The 19,961-nt window shown below is 70.8% G+C and carries 6 protein-coding genes; all 6 read left to right on the plus strand.

Annotated elements, in window-relative coordinates:
• Window positions 1-112 precede the first annotated feature (112 nt).
• The 6 genes from QMG86_RS12035 to QMG86_RS12060 all read left to right on the plus strand — a co-directional run bounded on the left by QMG86_RS12035 (window position 113) and on the right by QMG86_RS12060 (window position 19,938).
• Window positions 113-772, plus strand: coding sequence for a response regulator (locus QMG86_RS12035; RefSeq protein ID WP_159844273.1), 660 nt, complete (start codon window positions 113-115; stop codon window positions 770-772).
• A gap of 92 nt (window positions 773-864) precedes the next feature.
• Entirely contained in the window at window positions 865-1,347 is a 483-nt protein-coding gene (locus QMG86_RS12040) for an FxsA family protein (RefSeq protein WP_281879541.1), read from the plus strand.
• Between the two features lie 56 nt (window positions 1,348-1,403).
• A complete protein-coding gene (locus QMG86_RS12045; RefSeq protein WP_281879542.1) occupies window positions 1,404-1,658 on the plus strand; it encodes a hypothetical protein in 255 nt (84 codons plus the stop codon).
• A 40-nt stretch (window positions 1,659-1,698) separates the two neighbouring features.
• Entirely contained in the window at window positions 1,699-3,297 is a 1,599-nt protein-coding gene (locus QMG86_RS12050) for an amidohydrolase (RefSeq protein ID WP_281879543.1), read from the plus strand.
• Between the two features lie 1,227 nt (window positions 3,298-4,524).
• Window positions 4,525-6,198, plus strand: a complete 1,674-nt coding sequence (gene lnt, locus QMG86_RS12055; protein ID WP_281880920.1) for an apolipoprotein N-acyltransferase — start codon at window positions 4,525-4,527, stop codon at window positions 6,196-6,198.
• 384 nt (window positions 6,199-6,582) lie between these two features.
• Window positions 6,583-19,938, plus strand: a complete 13,356-nt coding sequence (locus QMG86_RS12060; protein ID WP_281879544.1) for an amino acid adenylation domain-containing protein — start codon at window positions 6,583-6,585, stop codon at window positions 19,936-19,938.
• Window positions 19,939-19,961: the final 23 nt, after the last annotated feature.

Below are 19,961 nucleotides of genomic sequence, written 5' to 3' on the forward strand. Positions count from 1 at the left end.
AACCCCCGGCGCACGTCGCGTAAACCGCTGCGGCGCAGGAGGATCGGCGACGGTGCGAACCGTCCCACGCAGGTCGTCCGGTGCGCCGAGGCGTTCACGTTACATTGGGGACGTGCCGATCACCGTTCTCGTCGTCGATGACCAGGAACTCATGCGGATGGGATTGAAGATGGTGCTCGGCGCGCACCCGGACATCGACGTGATCGGTGAGGCGGCCAACGGCGCCGCCGCGGTCGCCGCCGCGGCCGAACTGCGACCCGACGTGGTGCTGATGGACGTGCGGATGCCCGTGGTGGACGGTGTCGTCGCCACCACCCGCATCGTGGAGGCCGGGCACGGCAGCCGGGTGCTGGTCATGACGACCTTCGACCTCGACGAGCACGCGCTGGGCGCGCTGCGCGCGGGGGCGAGCGGGTTCCTGTTGAAGGACACGCCGCCGGAGGACCTGGTCTCGGCCATCCGCAGCGTCGCCGCCGGTGACGCCGTGGTCTCGCCGAAGGTCACCAAGCGCCTGCTGGACCGGCTCATCGCGGAGAACCCGGCGCGTACCCGCGACCCGGGCGTGCTCGACGTGCTCACCGCCCGCGAGCGCGAAGTGCTCGAGCAGATCGCCGCCGGACGCTCCAACGCCGAGATCGCCGAACAGTTGTACCTGTCGGAGGCCACGGTCAAGACGCACGTGGGCCGGGTGCTCACCAAACTCGGTCTGCGCGACCGGGTTCAAGCGGTCGTGCTGGCCTACGAGACCGGATTGGTGCGTCCGGGCGGCTGAGACGAGACGGATCTCAGCGACCTATCAGGCGAATCGGGGAGCAAAACGCCGATGTGGGACGTTGACCGGGTAGATCGTCCGAAAGGATCGCCATGCCCGCCTTGTTGTTCGTGCTGTACGTCGTCGTCGAAGTCACCGCGCTGGTCGCGGTCGGTCAGCTGATCGGCGTGCTGCCGACCATCCTGCTGCTCATCGCCGGATCGGCCGCGGGCATGCTGCTGGTCGGCTCGCAGGGGCGGCGGGTGTTCGAGCAGTTCCGCCGCGCCGCGCGTGGGGAAGTGGCTCCCGGGACCGCCGTGGCCGACGGCGCCCTGGTCGCGGCGGGCGGGGTGCTGATGTTCGTGCCGGGCCTGGTCACCTCGGTGTTCGGCCTGCTCCTGCTGCTGCCGCCGACGCGGTTGCTGGTACGGCCCCTGGTCACGGCGTTCGCCGCACGGCGCTTCCGCAGGCTGGTCGCGGCGGCTCCCTACCGTGGCGTGGTGGTCGAGGGCGGCGAAGTGGTCGACGGCGTCGTGGTGGGGCAGTGGTACGACGACGGCCGGGGCACCGCGCGCCGCGCGATCAGCGCTCCCTGACGGCGAACTCGGCGCACCCGGTTCCGTGCGGCGTCGCGACGGGCTATCGTGGCGCGATGGCCACCGAGCAACTCACCGTGACGGTGAGCGAGGAGCTGGCCGCCGCGGTGAAACGAGCGGCGGCGGCTGCGGGACAGTCGATTTCCGGATTCGCGGCGGCGGCGCTGCGGCTGGAACTGATCGCCGTGGAGGCGGGTTGCCTGCCCACGGCGGCCGGGGGTGCCGGAGGTGCGCCGCCGGAGTACGCGGAGGTGATGGCGGTGCTGGCGCAGCCGGAGGATCTGGCGCGTCACCCCGTGCTGAACGGCTGACCGAAACCGCCGGAGCGGCCATACGGCAGACTGGTGCCTCGTGAGTACCCAGTTGCTGATCGGCGGTCGTTTCTACAGTGCCAGTTCGCCCGACGCCACGGCGATGGCGGTGAGCGACGGGACCGTCGTCTGGCTGGGCGCCGAGCAACCAGGTCGCGCGCTGCATCCGGACGCCGAGGTCGTGGACCTCGACGGCGCCTTCGTCGCGCCCGCGTTCGTCGATCCGCACGTGCACGTCACCGCGTTGGGTCTGAAGCTGACCGGGCTCGATCTCTCGGCCGCCCGGTCGCTCGAGCACTGCCTGCGATTGCTGGGGGAGTTCGCCCGGGCGCACCCCGAGGGGGCGGTACTGGGCGACGGCTGGGACGACACCACCTGGCCGGAGGGCAGGCCGCCCACGGTCGAGGAGATCGACGCGGCGGCCGGCGCGGGCAGGCACGTCTACCTCTCGCGGGTGGACGCGCATTCCGCGGTGGCGTCCTCGGCGCTGCTGGACGCACTGCCCGAGCTGACTGCGGCCGACGGATTCACCCGTGGCGAGCCGGTGCGGGCCGCCGCCCACCACGTGGTGCGCACCGCCGCGCTCACGAGTCTGTCTCGGGCGCAACGGGATCGAGCGCGCGCCGCGGCACTGGACCACGCCGCCGCACACGGCGTTGTCGCGGTCCACGAATGCGCGGGCCCGGAGATCGCGGGCCGCGCCGACGTCCGCGAATTGCTCGAGTTCGAGCACGGGGTCCAGGTGCGGGCCTACTGGGGCGAGGCGGTGCGCAGCGCCGAGCAGGCCCGCGCCCTGGTCGGCGAACTCGGTGTGCACGCCCTCGGCGGGGATCTGTTCGTGGACGGGTCGTTCGGATCGCACACCGCTTGGCTACGCGCGCCCTACGTCGACGAAACGGGCTGTGGCCGAAGCTATCTCGATGCCGACGCGATCAGCGACCACGTCCGGGCCTGCACCGTCGCCGGTATCCAGGCCGGATTCCACGTGATCGGTGACGCCGCCATGGACGCCGTCGTCGCCGGTGTCGAACGGGTGGCCGCCGAACTGGGCGGCCCCGCGATCGCGGCGCTCGGGCATCGCGTCGAGCACGCCGAACTCCTGGACGGCGAGCACATCGCACGTCTCGCGCGCTGGGGTGTGATCGCCAGCGTGCAACCGGGATTCGACGCCGCGTGGGGTGGACCGGACGGCATGTACGCCGCGCGGCTGGGGGCCGAGCGCGCCGCGACGCTGAACCCGTTCGCCGCCATGGCTTCCGCGGGCGTCGCCCTAGCGATCGGCTCCGACGCCCCCGTCACGGCGCTCGATCCGTGGGCGGCGGTGCGTGCCGCGGCCAACCACCGCACACCCGGCCACGGCCTGTCCCCGCGCGCCGCCTTCGCCGCGGCCACGCGCGGCGCCTGGCGCGCCGGGGGCGTTCGCGACGGAGTCGCGGGCACCCTGGTGCCCGGAGCGCCCGCGTCGTACGCGATCTGGGATGCCGGCGAACTCGTCGTCACCGCGGCCGCGGATTCGGTGCAGCGCTGGTCCACCGACCCGCGCTCGCGCGTGCCGGGGCTGCCCGCATTGGATGCCGGCGCGCCGCTGCCCACATGCCTGCGTACCGTCCACCGCGGGGTGACGATCTATGCGCAATGAGCGGACGATCGCGGAGCTCATGGTTGCTCCCGACCGGCCCGTGTCCGGGACTTCCATGCGCCGCCACGGGCGGCCCGGCTGGACAGGGGAACATCGCTCTGGCGCCGACGACCACAGTGCGGTCGGCCAAGGGAGGGCTGCTCGGCCGACGCTCGGCAGCTCATCGGCATCCAGGACGGAGCGTGTGCCGGAGGAGGGAGTACACGGTGTCGGCGGCTGCCGCTCAGAGTCGGTAACCGAGTTTCTTCCGCTCGGTCGCCTGGCAGGGGATTTCGGACGCGGCAGCGTCGCGGCGGATGCCGAGTGCCGACAACGCGGCCGGTCCGTCGATCGCCTCGGCACTGCGCTGTGGCCCGGCCGCGTGCGGTGGCGACCAGGCGGCGGGTCGGCGGCGGTTTCGTGGCGTCTGACCCACTTGGGCCCCTTCGCGGATGTCACCGCCTCTTCCATCGAGATGATTACGGTTCGGGTGGGTCGGCGGGGCCCCTTGCGCTCGGCGCGCTCAACGGGCCTGAAGCGGTGGCACCGCACCGGACCGGGTGTCGATATGGCACTGAGTGTCAGTCAGGGGTCTCGAAGCGGAGGGCGTCACGTTTGCCGATCGGATGGGTTCTCCGGGCGAACACGCACGGGAAACCGGACGAGGTGGTCGCGGCGGGAGGCAGCCGCGCGGGTCGAGCCGGTAGCCTCCCCGGTTGCCGAGTGGATTCCGCTGCGCCGCGAGCTCGTCCCCTGCCGGAAGGTGAGTCCGCGACGTACGGCGGCCGAATCGCTTGTCGACCTGCCGCGACCGCGGTCTGCCGGTTCGCCGGTTCCCGCTGATATTCGGCGATCGGTCCGAGGCGGGACGGCCGAAACGCCGACTTCGAAGAAACGGCGGCTAACGATCCGATGGCCTGCGGCGATTACGTGGTGGACGCCTCTTGACTCCGGTTCGGTGGTGGCCTGCGGTTTTCTGCACCGCTGCTCCGCCGAATCCGTTGCGCGGAGTGCGATCGTTACCGGGCAGCCGACGCGCCAACACCGGCGCGTCGAGATTTGCGCGCGCCCGCAGGACATGGCGGCGGCCACATCGTGTGTGACGAACGCCACGTCCGAGTGCCGACCGCGTTCCGTCGACGGACGGGTTCCGGCTCGGTCGCGCCGGTCCGCCTCGTGCCGACCGGCGTGGAGGCGGTCAGCGGCGGATTGGCCATCGCCGGTCCGATGGCGGACAGTGGCCGAGTGATGGTGCGCGAGCGAGTGCTCGGATCGGTGCGGCAGGTGTCCGAAGTGCTACGCCGACACCGGGTGGCGACGCGTTCGGTGGCGGCGATCTTCGCGGGGCTGCTGCTTTTCGGGAGCTTCCCGCCCCGGCCGTGGTGGTTTCTCGCCCCGGTCGGCATCGCGATACTGACCCTCACCGTACGTGGCGGCGGTCGGCTGCGGGCGGGTTTCGGCTATGGGTTCCTGGCCGGATTGGGGTTTTTCGTTCCGCTGCTGCCATGGACGGGCATCTATGTCGGTCCGCTGCCCTGGCTGGCGCTGTCCACCGTCTGTGCGCTGTACCTGGGCGTCTTCGGCCTGCTCGCCCGGCTCGTCGGCACGTTGCCCGGCTGGCCCCTATGGGTGGCCCTGGCCTGGGCCACGGCCGAGTGGGGCAGATCGAGCTTCCCGTTCGGCGGTTTTCCCTGGGGCCGTTTGGCCTTCGGCCAGGCCGACGGCTGGTTCCTTTCGCTGGCCGCGGTCGGCGGCGCCCCGCTGGTCGGGTTCGCGGTGGCGCTGACCGGAACCGGTGCGGCGGCATTCGCGTCCTTGCTGTGGTCGGCAGCCGCCGATGACAGGCGCCGGACCGCCGATGCCGAGACCGGCGGCACTGCCGCGACAACGGTTCACCGTCACATCCCCGTGACCCGACTCGGGTACGCCGCTGCGGCTTTCACCGTGCTCGTCATGCCGCTCACCGGCCTGCTGCTCCGGTCCGCGCTGCCGGATCCGGACCAGGGCGACAGGATGGTCACGGTCGCGGCGATCCAGGGCAGCGTGCCGCGTCTCGGGCTGGATTTCAACGAACAGCGGCGCGCGGTGCTGGACAACCACGTCCGGCGCACCGAAGAGCTGGCGGACGAAGTGGCGGCGGGCCGCGCTCCGCGTCCCGATGTGGTGATCTGGCCGGAGAACTCCTCGGATATCGACCCGTTGCGCAACGCCGACGCGGCCGCCCTGATCACCGCGGCCTCCGAGCGGATCGGCGCACCCATCCTGGTCGGCGCCGTGCTGATCAACTCGGATCGGACCACGACCAACTCGGTGATGGTGTGGAACGGCGCGGACGGCCCAGGTGAGCGGCACGACAAGAAGATCATCCAGCCGTTCGGAGAGTACCTGCCGATGCGCGGCTTCTTCCGGCTTTTCTCCGAATACGCCGATCGCGCGGGTTATTTCGTGCCGGGACATGGCGACGGCGTGGTGCGCGCGGCGGGTATCGACATCGGCGTCGCGACGTGCTATGAGGTCGCCTTCGACCGGTCGTTCGAAGACGCGATGCGGGCCGGTGCCCAGCTGCTCACCGTGCCGACGAACAACGCCACCTTCGGCGACAGCGAGATGACCTATCAGCAGCTGGCCATGTCCCGCATCCGTGCCGTCGAGCACGGCAGAGCCCTGGTCGTCGCGGCCACGTCGGGTGTCAGCGCCATTATCGCCGCCGACGGCAGCGTGCGGCAGGAAACCGCGTTATTCGTGCCCGCCGCCCTGGTCGCCGAGCTGCCGCTGCGCGCGGACAGCACGCTCGCGACGCGAATAGGCCCCGCACCGGAGCGGGTTTTCGTCGTCCTGACGGCTTCGGCGGCGCTGGCGGCGGCCCTCCGGCGGCCGCTCCGCGCGGGAGGATCCGCGAATGGCTCGGCGAGCCGCAAATAGTCGGTAACACCTCCCGTCGGGCCACCGATAACCGAGCGTCAGGTTTGTTCCGTCCCCCGTCGGCCCGAAAGCAATGGTACGGAATTGAGTTGCGCATTGTTCGCCTGGCAATGAAATCGATCGTCGGAGTACCATCGAACAGTCTGGTCAGGACCCGTTTTGGTTCAGCTCGACCTAGTTGAGTCGCAATGTTTGCGGAAATGTAACCAACCAAAGTGGCCTTCTGCCAAGGACGTTGGATGTGAAACAAATCCAATACGTCGGCAATCCGGCTGAAGCGATGCTCCGAATCATAGGGCGTGGATCACGTCCTCCGGTAGGCGCGTGCGCTTGCTGGGACGGTGCTCGGGGAGTTGCGTCAACAGCGGCAGAACGGAGTGATTGATGAGTTCATTGGCCACGGATCGCGTCGACCAATGTTCATCCGGCGAATTCTCGGCTCAACCGTTTGCGCTGTCACCCGCACAGACCGCTCTCTGGTACGCGCAGCGCATCCGGCCCGACGTACCGTTGACGATCTCCCAGTACGTCGAGATACACGGGGACCTGGACGAGGGACGGCTGCTGTACGCGATCGAGCGGTTCGGGGCCGAGACCCAGGTGGGCCAAGTTCGCTTGATAGAGGTGGATGGCACTCCGTATCAGATCGTGGATCCGGTGCACCGTCCGGGATGGGTCCGTATCGACCTGCGCGGCGAGGCCGACCCGTACGCCGCGGCGCTGCGCTGGATGCACGAGCACACGAGTTCGCCGATCGATCTGGAACGCGATCCGCTGACCTCCAACGCGGTGCTGCGGATCGGCGACTCCGACTACATCTGGTATTCGTTCGCCCACCACATCGTCATCGACGGCTACGGCGCGATGAACGCGCTCACCCGCACCGCGGAGATCTACACCGCGCTGGAGAACCAGACCGAGCCGGTCGCCTCGCGGGCCACCGCCCTGGCCGAGATCTACGCCGACGAGGCGCGCTACCACGAATCCGGCCGTTTCCAGAACGATCGCGAGTACTGGCTCGAGCAGCTGTCCGGTGTCGGCGAGCCGGTGAGTCTCGGCGGCACCCGGCTCGGCGCCGCCAACCACGACGCGGGCCGCAGGCTCGCCACCGCGGTGCTGGACGACGAGCGCCATGCCGCGATCGGCGCGGCGACCAGCGCGTGGAACACCACCGACTCTGCGGTGTTCGTCGCCGCGCTGGCCACCTACGTGCGATCGGTGACGGGCAACGCGGACGTGGTGCTGAGCCTGCCGGTCTCGGCGCGCACCACGGTGTCGCTGCGCCGCTCGGCGGGCGTGATCTCCAACGTCGTGCCGATTCGGCTGCGATTCGACGAGGCGACCACGATCGGCGACCTGGTGAAGGCGGCCGAACTCCAGATCACCGGCGCGCTGCGGCACCAGCGCTACCGGCACGACGACATCCGGCGCGACAGCGGCTACTCGCGCGACGCTCGCGGATTCTTCGGCCCGATGGTCAACCTGATGTTGTTCCACAACGAGCTGCGTTTCGGCAGCCTGGTCGGCTCCATGCACGTGCTGGCCACCGGCCCGGTGGAAGATCTCTCGGTCAACGTCTACAACGGCGCGGGCGGCCGCCTGCACGTCGACTTCGAAGCCAACCCCCGCCTCTACGGTGAGGCCGAGGTGAACGTGCACCACGCGCGCTATCTCGACTTCCTCGGCCGGTTCCTGGCCGCGGATGCGGGCGTGCCTGCCGAGTCGCTCGGTGCGATCACCCACGCCGAACGGGAACAGGTGCTGCGCGGGTGGAACGCCACCGAGGCGCCCCGGCAGGAAGGCACGCTCGCGAGCCTGTTCGCCGAGCGTGTGGCGGCCGGCCCGGAGGCGATCGCACTCGAGTTCGGTGACGAGGCGCTGACCTACGCCGAACTCGACGCCCGCGCCAACCGGCTGGCCCGGCTGCTCATCGCGCGCGGCGCCGGACCCGACACGACGATCGGACTGTGCCTGCGCCGCAGTCTCGACCTCGTGGTCGGCATGTACGCGATCGTCAAAGCGGGAGCCGCGTACCTGCCGCTGGACACCGAGCATCCGGCCGAACGGATCGGGCAGATCGTGCGTCAGGCCGAACCGCTGTGCGTGCTCACGGCGAGCCGCGACGACGTGGAGCTGCCCGCGGCGGTCGCCCGGCTGGACATCGACACCGCGCGGGTCTCCGGGTTCGACGACGCGCCGGTCACCGACGCCGACCGCCGGTGCGCGCTGCGCCCCGACCACCTCGCTTACGTCATCTTCACCTCGGGATCCACCGGGAAGCCCAAGGGCGTCGGCGTGACGCACGCGGCCATCGTCAACCGCCTGCGCTGGATGCAGCACGAGTATCCGCTCGGCGGCGACGACGCAGTGCTGCAGAAGACCCCGGCCACTTTCGACGTCTCGGTGTGGGAGTTCTTCTGGCCCTTGCAGATCGGCGCGCGCTTGGTGATCGCCGCCCCCGACGGACACCGCGACCCGGCGTACCTGGCCCGGATCATCGCCGAAAAGGGCATCACTACAGCGCATTTCGTGCCGTCCATGCTATCGGTGTTCGTCACCGAGGCCGATCTGGACGGCTGCGCCTGCCTGCATCGGGTGTTCTGCAGCGGTGAGGCGCTGCCCGCGGCCGCCGTGCGGGAGTTCTACGCGGCATTGCCCGCCGCCGAACTGCACAACTTGTACGGCCCGACCGAGGCCGCCGTCGACGTCACCTACTGGGCCTGCCCGCCCGACGCGAGCGCCGTGCCCATCGGCTCGCCGGTGTGGAACACCCAGACCTACGTGCTGGACGATCGGCTGCAGCCCGTCCCGCCCGGCGTGGTCGGGGAACTGTACCTGGCCGGGGTCCAGCTGGCCCGCGGCTATCTAAGACAGCCGCGGCTGACTGCCGACCGGTTCGTCGCCGATCCCTTCACCCCGGGTGCGCGGATGTACCGCACCGGCGACCTGGCGCGCTGGCAGATCGGCCGTTCCGGCGCCGAGCCGGGTGTACTGGAGTATCTGGGCCGCAGCGACTTCCAGGTCAAGATTCGAGGTCTGCGCATCGAACTGGGCGAAGTCGAGGCCGCTCTGCTCGACGACCCGAGGGTGGCTCGCGCGGTGTGCGTGGCGCACACCGGCCGCACCGGTGACGAACTGGTCGCCTACGTGGTCGCGGCGAAGCAGGAGGACGACGAGGCCCGTCTGGACACGGCCGCGCTGCTGACCGCGCTGCGGCACACGCTGCCCGGATACATGGTGCCCTCCACGTTGATGGAACTCGACGAGCTGCCGCTGAGCGCCAACGGCAAGATCGACCGCAAGGCGCTGCCCGCGCCCGCGCCGGGCACGCGTTCGATCGGGCCGATCGCCGAACCGCGCACCGAGGTGGAGCGGGTGCTCGCAGGCATTTTCGCCGAGGTGCTCGACACCGAGGTCGGCATCGAGGACAGCTTCTTCGACCTGGGCGGCAACTCGCTCATCGCCGCACGGGCGGTGTCCCGGATCAACGCCGCGCTCGGTACCGCGCTGACCATCCGGGATCTGTTCGAGGCCTCGACGATCGAGGCGCTCACCCGGCGTTTCGCCATGCAGACCACCGACGCGTCCTCGCCGCGCCTGGCGCCGGCCGAGCGCCCGGAGCGGATTCCGTTGTCGCAGGCGCAGCAGCGGTTGTGGATCCTGAACCGGTTCTCCGAGCATGCCGCCGCGTACAACATGCCGCTGGCGGTGGCGGTGGAAGGACCGCTGGACGTGGCCGCGTTGCGCGCGGGGCTGGTGGACGTCATCGAACGGCACGAGAGCCTGCGCACCACCTTCCCCGAGGCGCCGGAGGGGCCCTACCAGCTGATCCACCCGGCCGCGGCGATCCCGCTGACGCTCGACCCGATCGATGTCACCGACGCCGACGTGGCCGAGCTGGCGACCGAATACGCCGGCTACGGCTTCGATCTGCGCAGCCAGGCCCCGATCCGGGTGGCGCTCTACCGCACCGGCCCGCAGCGGCACGTCTTCCTCATCGTGTTGCACCACATCTGCGGTGACGGCTGGTCCATCGCACCGCTGGCCAAGGACCTCATGACGGCGGTGGCCGCGCGCGCGAACGGTGTCGCGCCGCAGTGGACGCAGCTGCCGGTGCAGTATGCCGACTTCGCGCTCTGGCAGCGCGAACTGCTCGGCGACGAGTCCGATCCGGCCAGCGCGCTCAGCCGTCAGCTCACCCACTGGCACAAGGCCCTGGCCGGACTGCCCGAACAGCTCGATCTGCCGCTGGACCGTCCGCGCCCACTGCGCAGATCGACCGTCGGCGGCCGGGTCGAATTCGCCATCCCGGCCGAGATCCGCCGTGCTGCCATCGAACTCGCGGCCAGCCGCGGCGTGAGCATGTTCATGGTGCTGCACGCGGCGCTGGCGACGCTGCTGTCGCGGCTGTGCGCGAGCGGTGACATCGCGATCGGCACCCCGATCGCGGGCCGTTCCGATCCGGCGCTCGACGATCTGGTCGGCATGTTCGTCAACACCCTCGTCCTGCGCACCGCGGTCGACCCGGCGGCCGGGTTCGACCGGATGCTGGACGTGGTGCGCGAGACCGATCTCAACGCCTTCGCCAACGCCGACGTTCCGTTCGAGCGGCTGGTCGAGGTGGTCAACCCGGAGCGATCCCCCGCGCGGCACCCGTTGTTCCAGGTGATGCTGTCCTACGACCACGCTCCCGACCTGCGGATCGATCTGCCCGGTGTCCGCGCGGAGGTGCTGCCCATCGCCTCGGACGTCGCGAAGTTCGATCTGCAGCTGGTCGTCCACGACGACTCGGGCGACGGACCGCTCTCCGCCGAATTCGGCTACACCACAGACGTTTTCGATCGGGACACCGTGCAGTCGTTCGCCCGCAGGTTCATCGCGGTGCTGGCAGGCGGCGTGGCCGCCCCCGAACTGCCGGTGGGCGACCTGCCGATCCTGGACCGCAGGGAAACCGAGAACCTGGTGCCCATCGGGGGCGCGCCCGCCGAGCCCTCGATCACCTTGGCCACCCTGCTGACCGCCACCGCGCGCCGGCTGCCGGACGCGGTGGCGGTCCGCTACTTGGGCACGGACACCACGTACCGCGAACTCGACGAGCGCTCGAACAGGCTGGCGCGCGCGCTGATCGAGCACGGCGCCGGGCCCGAGACGGTCGTCGCGATCGCGCTGCCACGCGGTCTCGACGCGATCACCGCGGTGTGGGCCGTCGCCAAAACCGGCGCGGCCTATGTGCCGATCGACCCCAACTACCCAGGTGAGCGCATCGCCCACATGATCGGTGACTCCGGGGCGATGCTCGGCCTGACCGATCCGGAATCGTCGGCGGCCATGCCCGCCTGGCCCGCGGCGCGGGGCAGGCACCGCAGGGCCGAGGTCGACTGGCTGGTGCTCGGTTCCGCCGAACTGAGCGCCGAACTCGCCGATCACTCGGCGGATCCGATCACCGACGACGACCGGCACCATCCGATGCGGGTGAGTCATCCGGCCTACCTCATCTACACCTCCGGGTCCACCGGCACGCCGAAGGCGGTCGTCGTGACCCACGCGGGTATCGCGTCCCTGGCCGGCGAGCAGAACTACCTGTTCGGCATCTCGGACGCGGCGCGGACGCTGCACTTCTCCTCGCCCAGCTTCGACGCGTCGGTGCTGGAGATGCTGCTCGGCTTCGCCGCGGGCGCCACGATGGTCATCGCCCCGGCGGGCATGTACGGCGGCGCCGAACTGGCCGCACTGCTGCGCGCGGAGCGGGTCACCCACGCCTTCGTCACGCCCGCCGCGCTGGCCACCGTGCCGAACGAGGACCTCGACGAGCTGACGACGGTGATCGTCGGCGGTGACGCCTGCTCGGAGGAACTCGTCGAGACCTGGACGACCGGGCATCGCATGCACAACATGTACGGCCCCTCCGAGGCCACCGTCGCGGCGACCGCGAGCGGGCCGATGGAGCCGGGCCGTCCGGTGCCGCTCGGTTCTCCCGTGCGTGGCATGCGACTGTTCGTGCTGGACAATCGTTTACATCCGGTTCCGCCTGGTACGCCGGGCGAGCTGTACGTGTCGGGTCCGGGCGTCGCTCGCGGCTACCACGGACGTTTCGGCCTGACCGCGCAGCGGTTCGTGGCCAACCCGCACGGCAGGCGCGGGGAGCGGATGTACCGCACCGGCGATCTGGTCGTCGTGGAGCGGTCCGGACAGCTGCGGTTCCTCGGCCGCGCGGACGACCAGATCAAGATCCGCGGTTTCCGCATCGAACTGCGCGAGATCGACAACGTGCTGCGGCTGCATCCCGGCGTCCGGTTCGCGCACACCGTCGTGCACACCGACGAGCACGGTCAGGTACGACTGGCGTCGTACGTCACGGCCGACCGGCCGATCGAGGCGCGGGCCGTGCTGGAGACCGCCCGTGGGCGACTGCCCGGCTACATGGTCCCGGCGTCGGTGGCGGTGCTCGACGAGATTCCGGTCACGCCCGCGGGCAAGCTGGACCGGAAGGCGCTGCCGGAGCCGGAGTTCGGGGCCGCGGGTACTTCTCGCCCGCCGCGCACCGCGCTGGAGCTCGGTGTGGCGGGCATCTTCGGCGGAGTGCTCGGACGTCCCGTCGTCGGCGCCGAGGACAGCTTCTTCGATCTCGGCGGCAACTCGCTGCTGGCCACCCGGCTCGCCGCCGCGCTGCACGCTGAGTTCGGTGTGGAGCTGCCGGTGCGATCGATCTTCGAGGCGCCCACCGTCGCCGGAGTCGCCGGGCAACTGGACCGAGCGCCCCGGACGCAGCGTCCGGCGCTGGCAGTGCAGACGCCGCGTCCAGGGCGTATTCCATTGTCGCTGCCGCAGCAGCGTTTGTGGTTCCTCAACCGATTCGCGCCCGAATCGAGCGCCTACAACATCGCTTTCGTGATCCACGTCGCCGGTGATCTGGACGTCCCCGCGCTGCGCGAAGCGCTCGGCGACGTGGTGCGGCGGCACGAGGTCCTGCGCACCGTCTTCCCGGAGGACGCCGAAGGCGCACAGCAGGTGGTGCTGCCGGTCGAGCGTGCGGTGCCGGAAGTGGTGGTCACCGACATCGACGACTCCGGCGCGAAGGCCGCGCTGGAAGCTCTGGCGCACAGCGGTTTCGATCTCACCACCCAGGTGCCCCTGCGTCTGTCGCTGCTGCGCACCGCGCCCGAGCGCTACCTGCTCGGCGTGGTGGTGCACCACATCGCCGCCGACGGCTGGTCGCTCGGTCCACTGACCAGGGATTTGGCCGCGGCCTACGCGGCACGGCACGAGGGCGTCGCGCCGGCGTGGACGCCGCTGCCGGTGCAGTACGCCGACTTCGGGCTCTGGCAGCGGGCCTGCCTCGGCGAGGAGGACGATCCGGGCAGCGCGGCGGCGACCCAGCTGGAGTACTGGCGCACCGCGCTGGCCGACATCCCCGATCAGCTTCCGCTGCCCTATGACCGGCCGCGTCCCGCGGAGCCCACGCAGGAGGCGGGGACGGTGCGCTTCACGGTGCCGGAGCGAGTGCAGCGCGGGCTCTCCGCGCTGGCCCGCGAGCAGGGCGTCAGCAAGTTCATGGTGCTGCGTTCGGCGTTCGCGGTGCTGTTGCGCTGCGTCACGGGTGGGCGCGACATCGTGATCGGCACGCCGGTGGCGGGACGTACCGACACCAAGCTCGACGGACTGGTGGGCATGTTCGTGAACACGCTCGTGCTGCGCTCCGACGTGGACCCGGACCGCGACTTCACCGACCTGTTGCGCGCCGACCGGGACACCGAGTTGTCCGCGATGGCGCACGCCGACATCCCGTTCGAGCGCATCGTGGACGAACTCGGCGCCGACGCGCGCACTTCGGGCAGGCACCCGCTGTTCCAGGTGGCGCTGAGCGTCCAGGACACCCCGGTGCCCGCACTGGAGTTGCCCGGCCTCGCCCTGCGCGCGGAGGAACTGGACATCGCGCTGGCGAAGTTCGACCTGGAGTTGCGCGTCGCGAACGACACGGGCGCGCCCGGATCCGTCGCGGACGCGGCGGAGGGCGTGTTCGAATTCGTCTACGCCGCAGAGCTTTTCGACGCGATGACGATCGAGACGCTGGCGGACCGATTCTTGCGCGTGCTCACCGCCGTCACCGGCGACCCGCACGTGCTGATCCGGAACGTCGACGCGCGCACCGATCACGAGCGCCGCACACTCGCCCCGGCGCGGGGCGGGCAGGCGGCACCGCCGTGCACGCTGGCCGCGTACTTCACCGCCACCGCACAGCGGTATCCGCAGAACACGGCGCTGTGCGCGGGCACGACGTCACTGACCTACGCCGAGCTGGACCGGCGCTCCAATCGCTTGGCGCGCGCGCTGATCGCGCGTGGACTCGGTCCGGGAACCCGGGTGGCGCTCGGGCTCACCCGCTCGATCGACTCGGTGGTGGCGATGCTGGCGGCCGCCAAGGCCGGAGCGGCGTTCGTACCCGTCGACCCGAAGTACCCCGCCGACCGCATCCGGCACATGCTCGCCGACTCCGGCTGCACCACCGGTCTGACGGTCAGCGCGCACGTGGAGAAGCTGCGCGCGGGCGCCCCGGAAGGCCGCGCCACCGAGTGGCTGCTGCTGGATGGTCGCGAGTTCGCCGCCGAACTCGACGGCCACGACGACGCGCCGATCCACGACCACGAGCGCTCGCGCACCGTCCAGGTGGCGAATCTGGCCTATCTGGTCTACACCTCGGGATCGACCGGCACGCCCAAGGGCGTCGCGGTGACCCACAGCGGCCTGTCCAACCTCGCCGACGAACTCCGCGACCGCATCGGTGTCCAGGAGCATTCCCGTACCCTGCACTTCGCGACGCCGAGCTTCGACGCGGCGATCCTGGATCTGTTGATCGCGCTGGGAGCGGGCGCGGCCATGGTGATCTGCCCGACCGACATCTACGGCGGCGACGAACTGGCCGCCTTGATGGAACGCGAGCGGGTCTCGCACGGCTTCATGACGCCGGCCGCGCTGGCCACGATCGACCACGAACGCTGGCCGCTGCCGCACATGCGCGCCCTCATGGTCGGCGGTGAGGCCGTGGCGCCGGACCTGGTCGCACGCTGGGCGCCGGGACGGGTGATGTGCGATGTGTACGGGCCCACCGAGACCACGGTGGTGATCACGATCTCCGGCCCGCTGGGCGTCGGCGATCCGATCACCATCGGCAGCCTCGTGCGGGGCGCCCAGGGATTGGTGCTCGACGAGCGGTTGCGTCCCGTTCCGGTCGGCGTCCCCGGCGAGTTGTACCTCGCGGGGCCCGGCGTCGCGCGCGGATATTTCAACCGGTTCGGGCTCACCGCAACACGTTTCGTGGCCGACCCGTACGGCCCGGCGGGCGCGAGGATGTACCGGACCGGTGACGTGGTGCGCTGGAACGCTTCGGGGGAGTTGGTCTACCTCGGCCGCAGCGATCACCAGGTGAAGCTGCGCGGTTTCCGCGTCGAGCTCGGCGAGATCACCGCCGCCCTCGGCGAACACCCGTCGGTGCGATTCGCGCACACCGAGGTGCGCCGCATCGCGGGGGCGGACCGCATCGTCGCCTTCGTCCAGCCCGCCGACCGCGCGGCCGGAGTGGACATCGAAACGCTGCGCGCTTTCGTCGGGCGCCGGTTGCCCACGCACATGGTGCCCTCCGGCATCACCGTGCTGGACACCATCCCGCTGACTCCGGTCGGCAAGCTGGACGTCGACGCGCTGCCCGAACCGCGGTTCACCGGGGATTCGACCGGACGCGAGCCGGGAACCGACGCCGAGCGCTTGGTCGCCGCGGTGATGGGTGAACTGATCGGGGCCGACGGCGTGCGCGCCGACGACAGCTTCTTCGATATCGGCGGGAATTCGCTGCTGGCGACCCAGCTCGTCGCGCGGCTGGCCGCCGCGACGAACGTGCGGCTCGCCGTGCGCACCGTGTTCGCCACGCCGACGGTCGCCGGACTGGCCGAGCTGCTGGACGCGGGCGCCGGGTCCGACGCGGACCGCCCGGCCCTGGTGCGCCGGGAGCGTCCCGAACGCATCCCGTTGTCGGCCGCCCAGCGGCGGCTGTGGTTCCTCAACCGCTTCAACGCCGGCGGCGGGCCGAGCGGCGGACACTCGGCGGGCGCCTACAACGTCCCGCTCGTGCTGCGCATGACCGGTGACCTGAACGTCGGCGCGTTGGTTTCCGCGCTGCACGAGGTGCAGGCCAGGCACGAAACCCTGCGCACGGTGTTCCCCGAGACCGACGGCTCGCCCGCGCAGGTCGTGCTCGACCCGGCCGAGGCCGCGATCCCGCTGACCCGGATGACAGCGCACCCGGACGAGATCGAGGCCACCGTTCGGCGTTTCGCCGCACCGGGATTCGATCTGGCCACCGCCGTGCCGATCCGTGCGGCGCTGATCGCGGTGCCGACCCGCGCCGACGAGCCCGCCGAGCACGTTCTCGTCGTGGTCGCGCACCACATCGCGATGGACGGCTGGTCGCTCGAGCCGATGGCCGCCGACGTCGCCGTCGCCTACCGCGCGGCATGCGACGGCGACGCGCCGGACTGGGCGGAGCCGGAGGTCCAGTACGCCGACTACACGCTGTGGCAGCAGGAGGTGCTCGGTAGCGAGGACGACCCGGACTCGGCGGTGAACGGGCAACTGGACTACTGGCGGCAGGCTCTGGACGGCATCCCCGAGTTGCTCACCGTCCCTGCCGACCGGCCGCGTCCGCCCACCCCGTCCTACCGGGGCGGCACCGTGGAGTGCACGGTGGACCCGGTCACGCATCGCGAGCTGCAAGCGATCGCGGGCAGCAACAACGTCAGCCTGTTCATGGTCCTGCACGCCGCGCTCGCGGTGCTGCTGCACCGGATGACCGCCACCGACGACATCACCGTCGGCACCCCGATCGCGGGCCGTGGCCATCCCGCCCTGGACCGGCTGATCGGCATGTTCGTCAACACGCTCGTGCTGCGCACGCGGATCGATCCGGGCGCCCGGTTCACCGACCTGCTGCACGCGGTGCGCGAGACGGACCTGGACGCCTTCGCGCACGCGGACCTGCCGTTCGAGCGGCTGGTGGAGGTGCTCAACCCGGCCAGGTCCCAGGCGCACCATCCGATGTTCCAGGTGATGCTCTCGGTCCGCAACGAGCCGGTCGGCGGGCTGGAACTGCCGGGGCTGCGCGTCGAGGCCGCCGACATCGACACCGGGATCGCCAAGTTCGATCTCCAGTTCACCCTGACCGAAACGCAGACCGCGCAGCGGGATCCGGCCGGCATCACCGTGGCGGTGAACTACGCGACGGATCTGTTCGACGAGCCGACCGCGCAGCGGCTCGGCAAGCGCCTGGCGCGCTTGCTCGCCGCCATCGCCGCGAGCCCGACCACCGCGGTTGGCGATCTGGAGCTGCTCGACCCGGCGGAGTGGTCGGGGCTGGCCCCGGTGCGCGGGGGCAAACCGGACCGCCCGATCACCTTCCCCGAGGTGTTCGAGCGGGCAGCGAGCGTCGATCGCGCGGCGATCGCCCTGGTCTTCGACGGTACGGAGGTGACCTACGACGCGCTGGATCGCTGGACGAACCGCTTGGCGCGTGTGCTGATCGACCGCGGCGTCGGCCCGGAAACCCTGGTGGCACTGGGCATCCCGCGATCGATCGAGTCCGTGGCGACGGTGCTCGCGGTGGCCAAGGCCGGAGCGGCGTTCGTGCCGGTGGACCCGTTGTACCCGCAGCAGCGCATCGCGCACATGTTGTCGGATTCCGGTGCGGCGCTGGGTATCACGCTGGCGGATTACCGCCGGGAACTGCCCGAGGACACCGAATGGATCGTGCTCGACGATCCGGTGTTCCGCGGTGCGGTGCTCGACGCCTCGGACGCGCCGGTCGCCGATACCGAGCGTCTCGCTCCGCTGCGCATCGACAACCCGGCGTACGTGATCTACACCTCCGGCTCGACCGGCACGCCGAAGGGCGTGATGGTCACGCACGGCGGACTGTCGAACTTCGCCGCCGAGACCGCGCACCGGTTCGATGTCCAGCCGGGGTGCCGGGTGCTGCACTTCGCCACGCCGAGCTTCGACGCGGCGATGCTGGATCTGCTGCTGTCCCTCGGCGGCGCGGCGACCCTGGTGATCACGCCCGGCGGTGTGGTCGGCGGCGACGAACTGCGGCAGGTCTTCGCCGCGGAGCGGATCACCCACGCGTTCATCACCACCTCCGCCCTCGGCACGGTCGACCCCCGGGGTCTGCACGAGTTGCAGCACGTGCTGGTCGGCGGCGAGGCGCTGCCGCCGGACCTGGTGACCCGGTGGGCGCCCGGCCGCAACCTGTACAACGTCTACGGCCCGACCGAGACCACCATCGTCACCGTCATCTCGCAGCCGATGGCGCCCGGCGAGCCGATCACCATCGGCGGACCCATCCGCGGCGTCAACGCGGCGATCCTCGACGCACGCCTGCATCCGGCTCCGCTCGGGGTGACCGGCGAACTGCACTTGGCCGGTGACGCGCTGGCCCGCGGCTACTTGAACCGTCCGGGACTGACCGCCCAGCGGTTCGTCGCCAACCCGTTCGGCAAACCAGGGGAGCGGATGTACCGCACCGGCGATCTGGTGCGCTGGTGGGCCGGGCAGCGGGAGAACGGGACGTCGGCCGATGCCGCGCCGGAGATCGAATATGTCGGCCGCACCGACCATCAGGTCAAGATCCGCGGCTTCCGCATCGAACTCGGCGAGGTCGACGCCGCGCTCGCCCGCCACGGCGCGGTGGCGTTCTCGACCACCATCGGGCATCGCACTCCGGCCGGGGCGACCGCGCTGGTGTCGTATGTGAAAGCGCGCGACGGAGTGACGCTCACCGCGGCCGAGTTGACCGCGCACCTGACCCGGTTGGTGCCGAACTACATGGTGCCGCAGTCGATCATGCTGCTCGACGAGGTGCCGCTGAGCCCGGTGGGCAAGCTGGATCGCGCGAAACTGCCGGAGCCGGTGTTCACCGCGGGCGAGGGCTATCGCGCCCCCTCCACCCCGACCGAGGAAGCGCTGTGCGCCGCTTTCGCCGAGGTGCTCGGTGTGGAGTCGGTGGGTGTGGACGACGGCTTCTTCGAACTCGGCGGCAACTCGCTGCTGGCCACGAAGGTCGTCGCGCACGTCAGGGAGTCGGGCCTGGACCTGCCGGTGCAATTGATGTTCGGCGACGCGACGCCCGCGGCGATCGCGGCGCGGCTGGACGGTGCGGACGCCACTTCGGGCGCCGCGGTGGCGGCGATGCTGGCGCCGGTGCTGCCGATCCGGCCGAGCACCGAGGTCAGCCGCGCGCCGCTGTTCTGCGTGCATCCCGCGATCGGATTGGCCTGGTGCTACTCGGGGTTGCTCGCGCACCTCCCGGCGGACCGGCCGGTCTACGGCTTGCAGGCTCCGCACGTCGCGGGGCAGGACGGTCACGCGACGATCGGCGAGGCCGCGCGCCACTACGTGGCCGCGATCAAGCGGATCCAGCCGGAGGGCCCCTACCACCTGCTCGGCTGGTCGCTCGGCGGACTGATCGCCCAGGAGATGGCGGTGCAGTTGCAGGAGGCCGGCGACGAGGTCGCGCTGCTGTCCATGATGGACAGCTACCGGTTGTCCGACGACCTGCTCGACCAGGCGACCCCGAGCGTCGCCGAGATCGTCGGCGAGTTCGGCAGCGACGAACTCGGCGCGGAAATCGATCCGGACCTGAGCCTGCGAGAGGCAGCCGAGCTGCTGCGCGCCCGGTCCGGGCGTTCGCGGCGCTGACCGTCGAGCATCTGGAACGGCTC

The sequence above is a fragment of the Nocardia sputorum genome (genome assembly GCF_027924405.1).
Lineage (GTDB): Bacteria > Actinomycetota > Actinomycetes > Mycobacteriales > Mycobacteriaceae > Nocardia > Nocardia sputorum.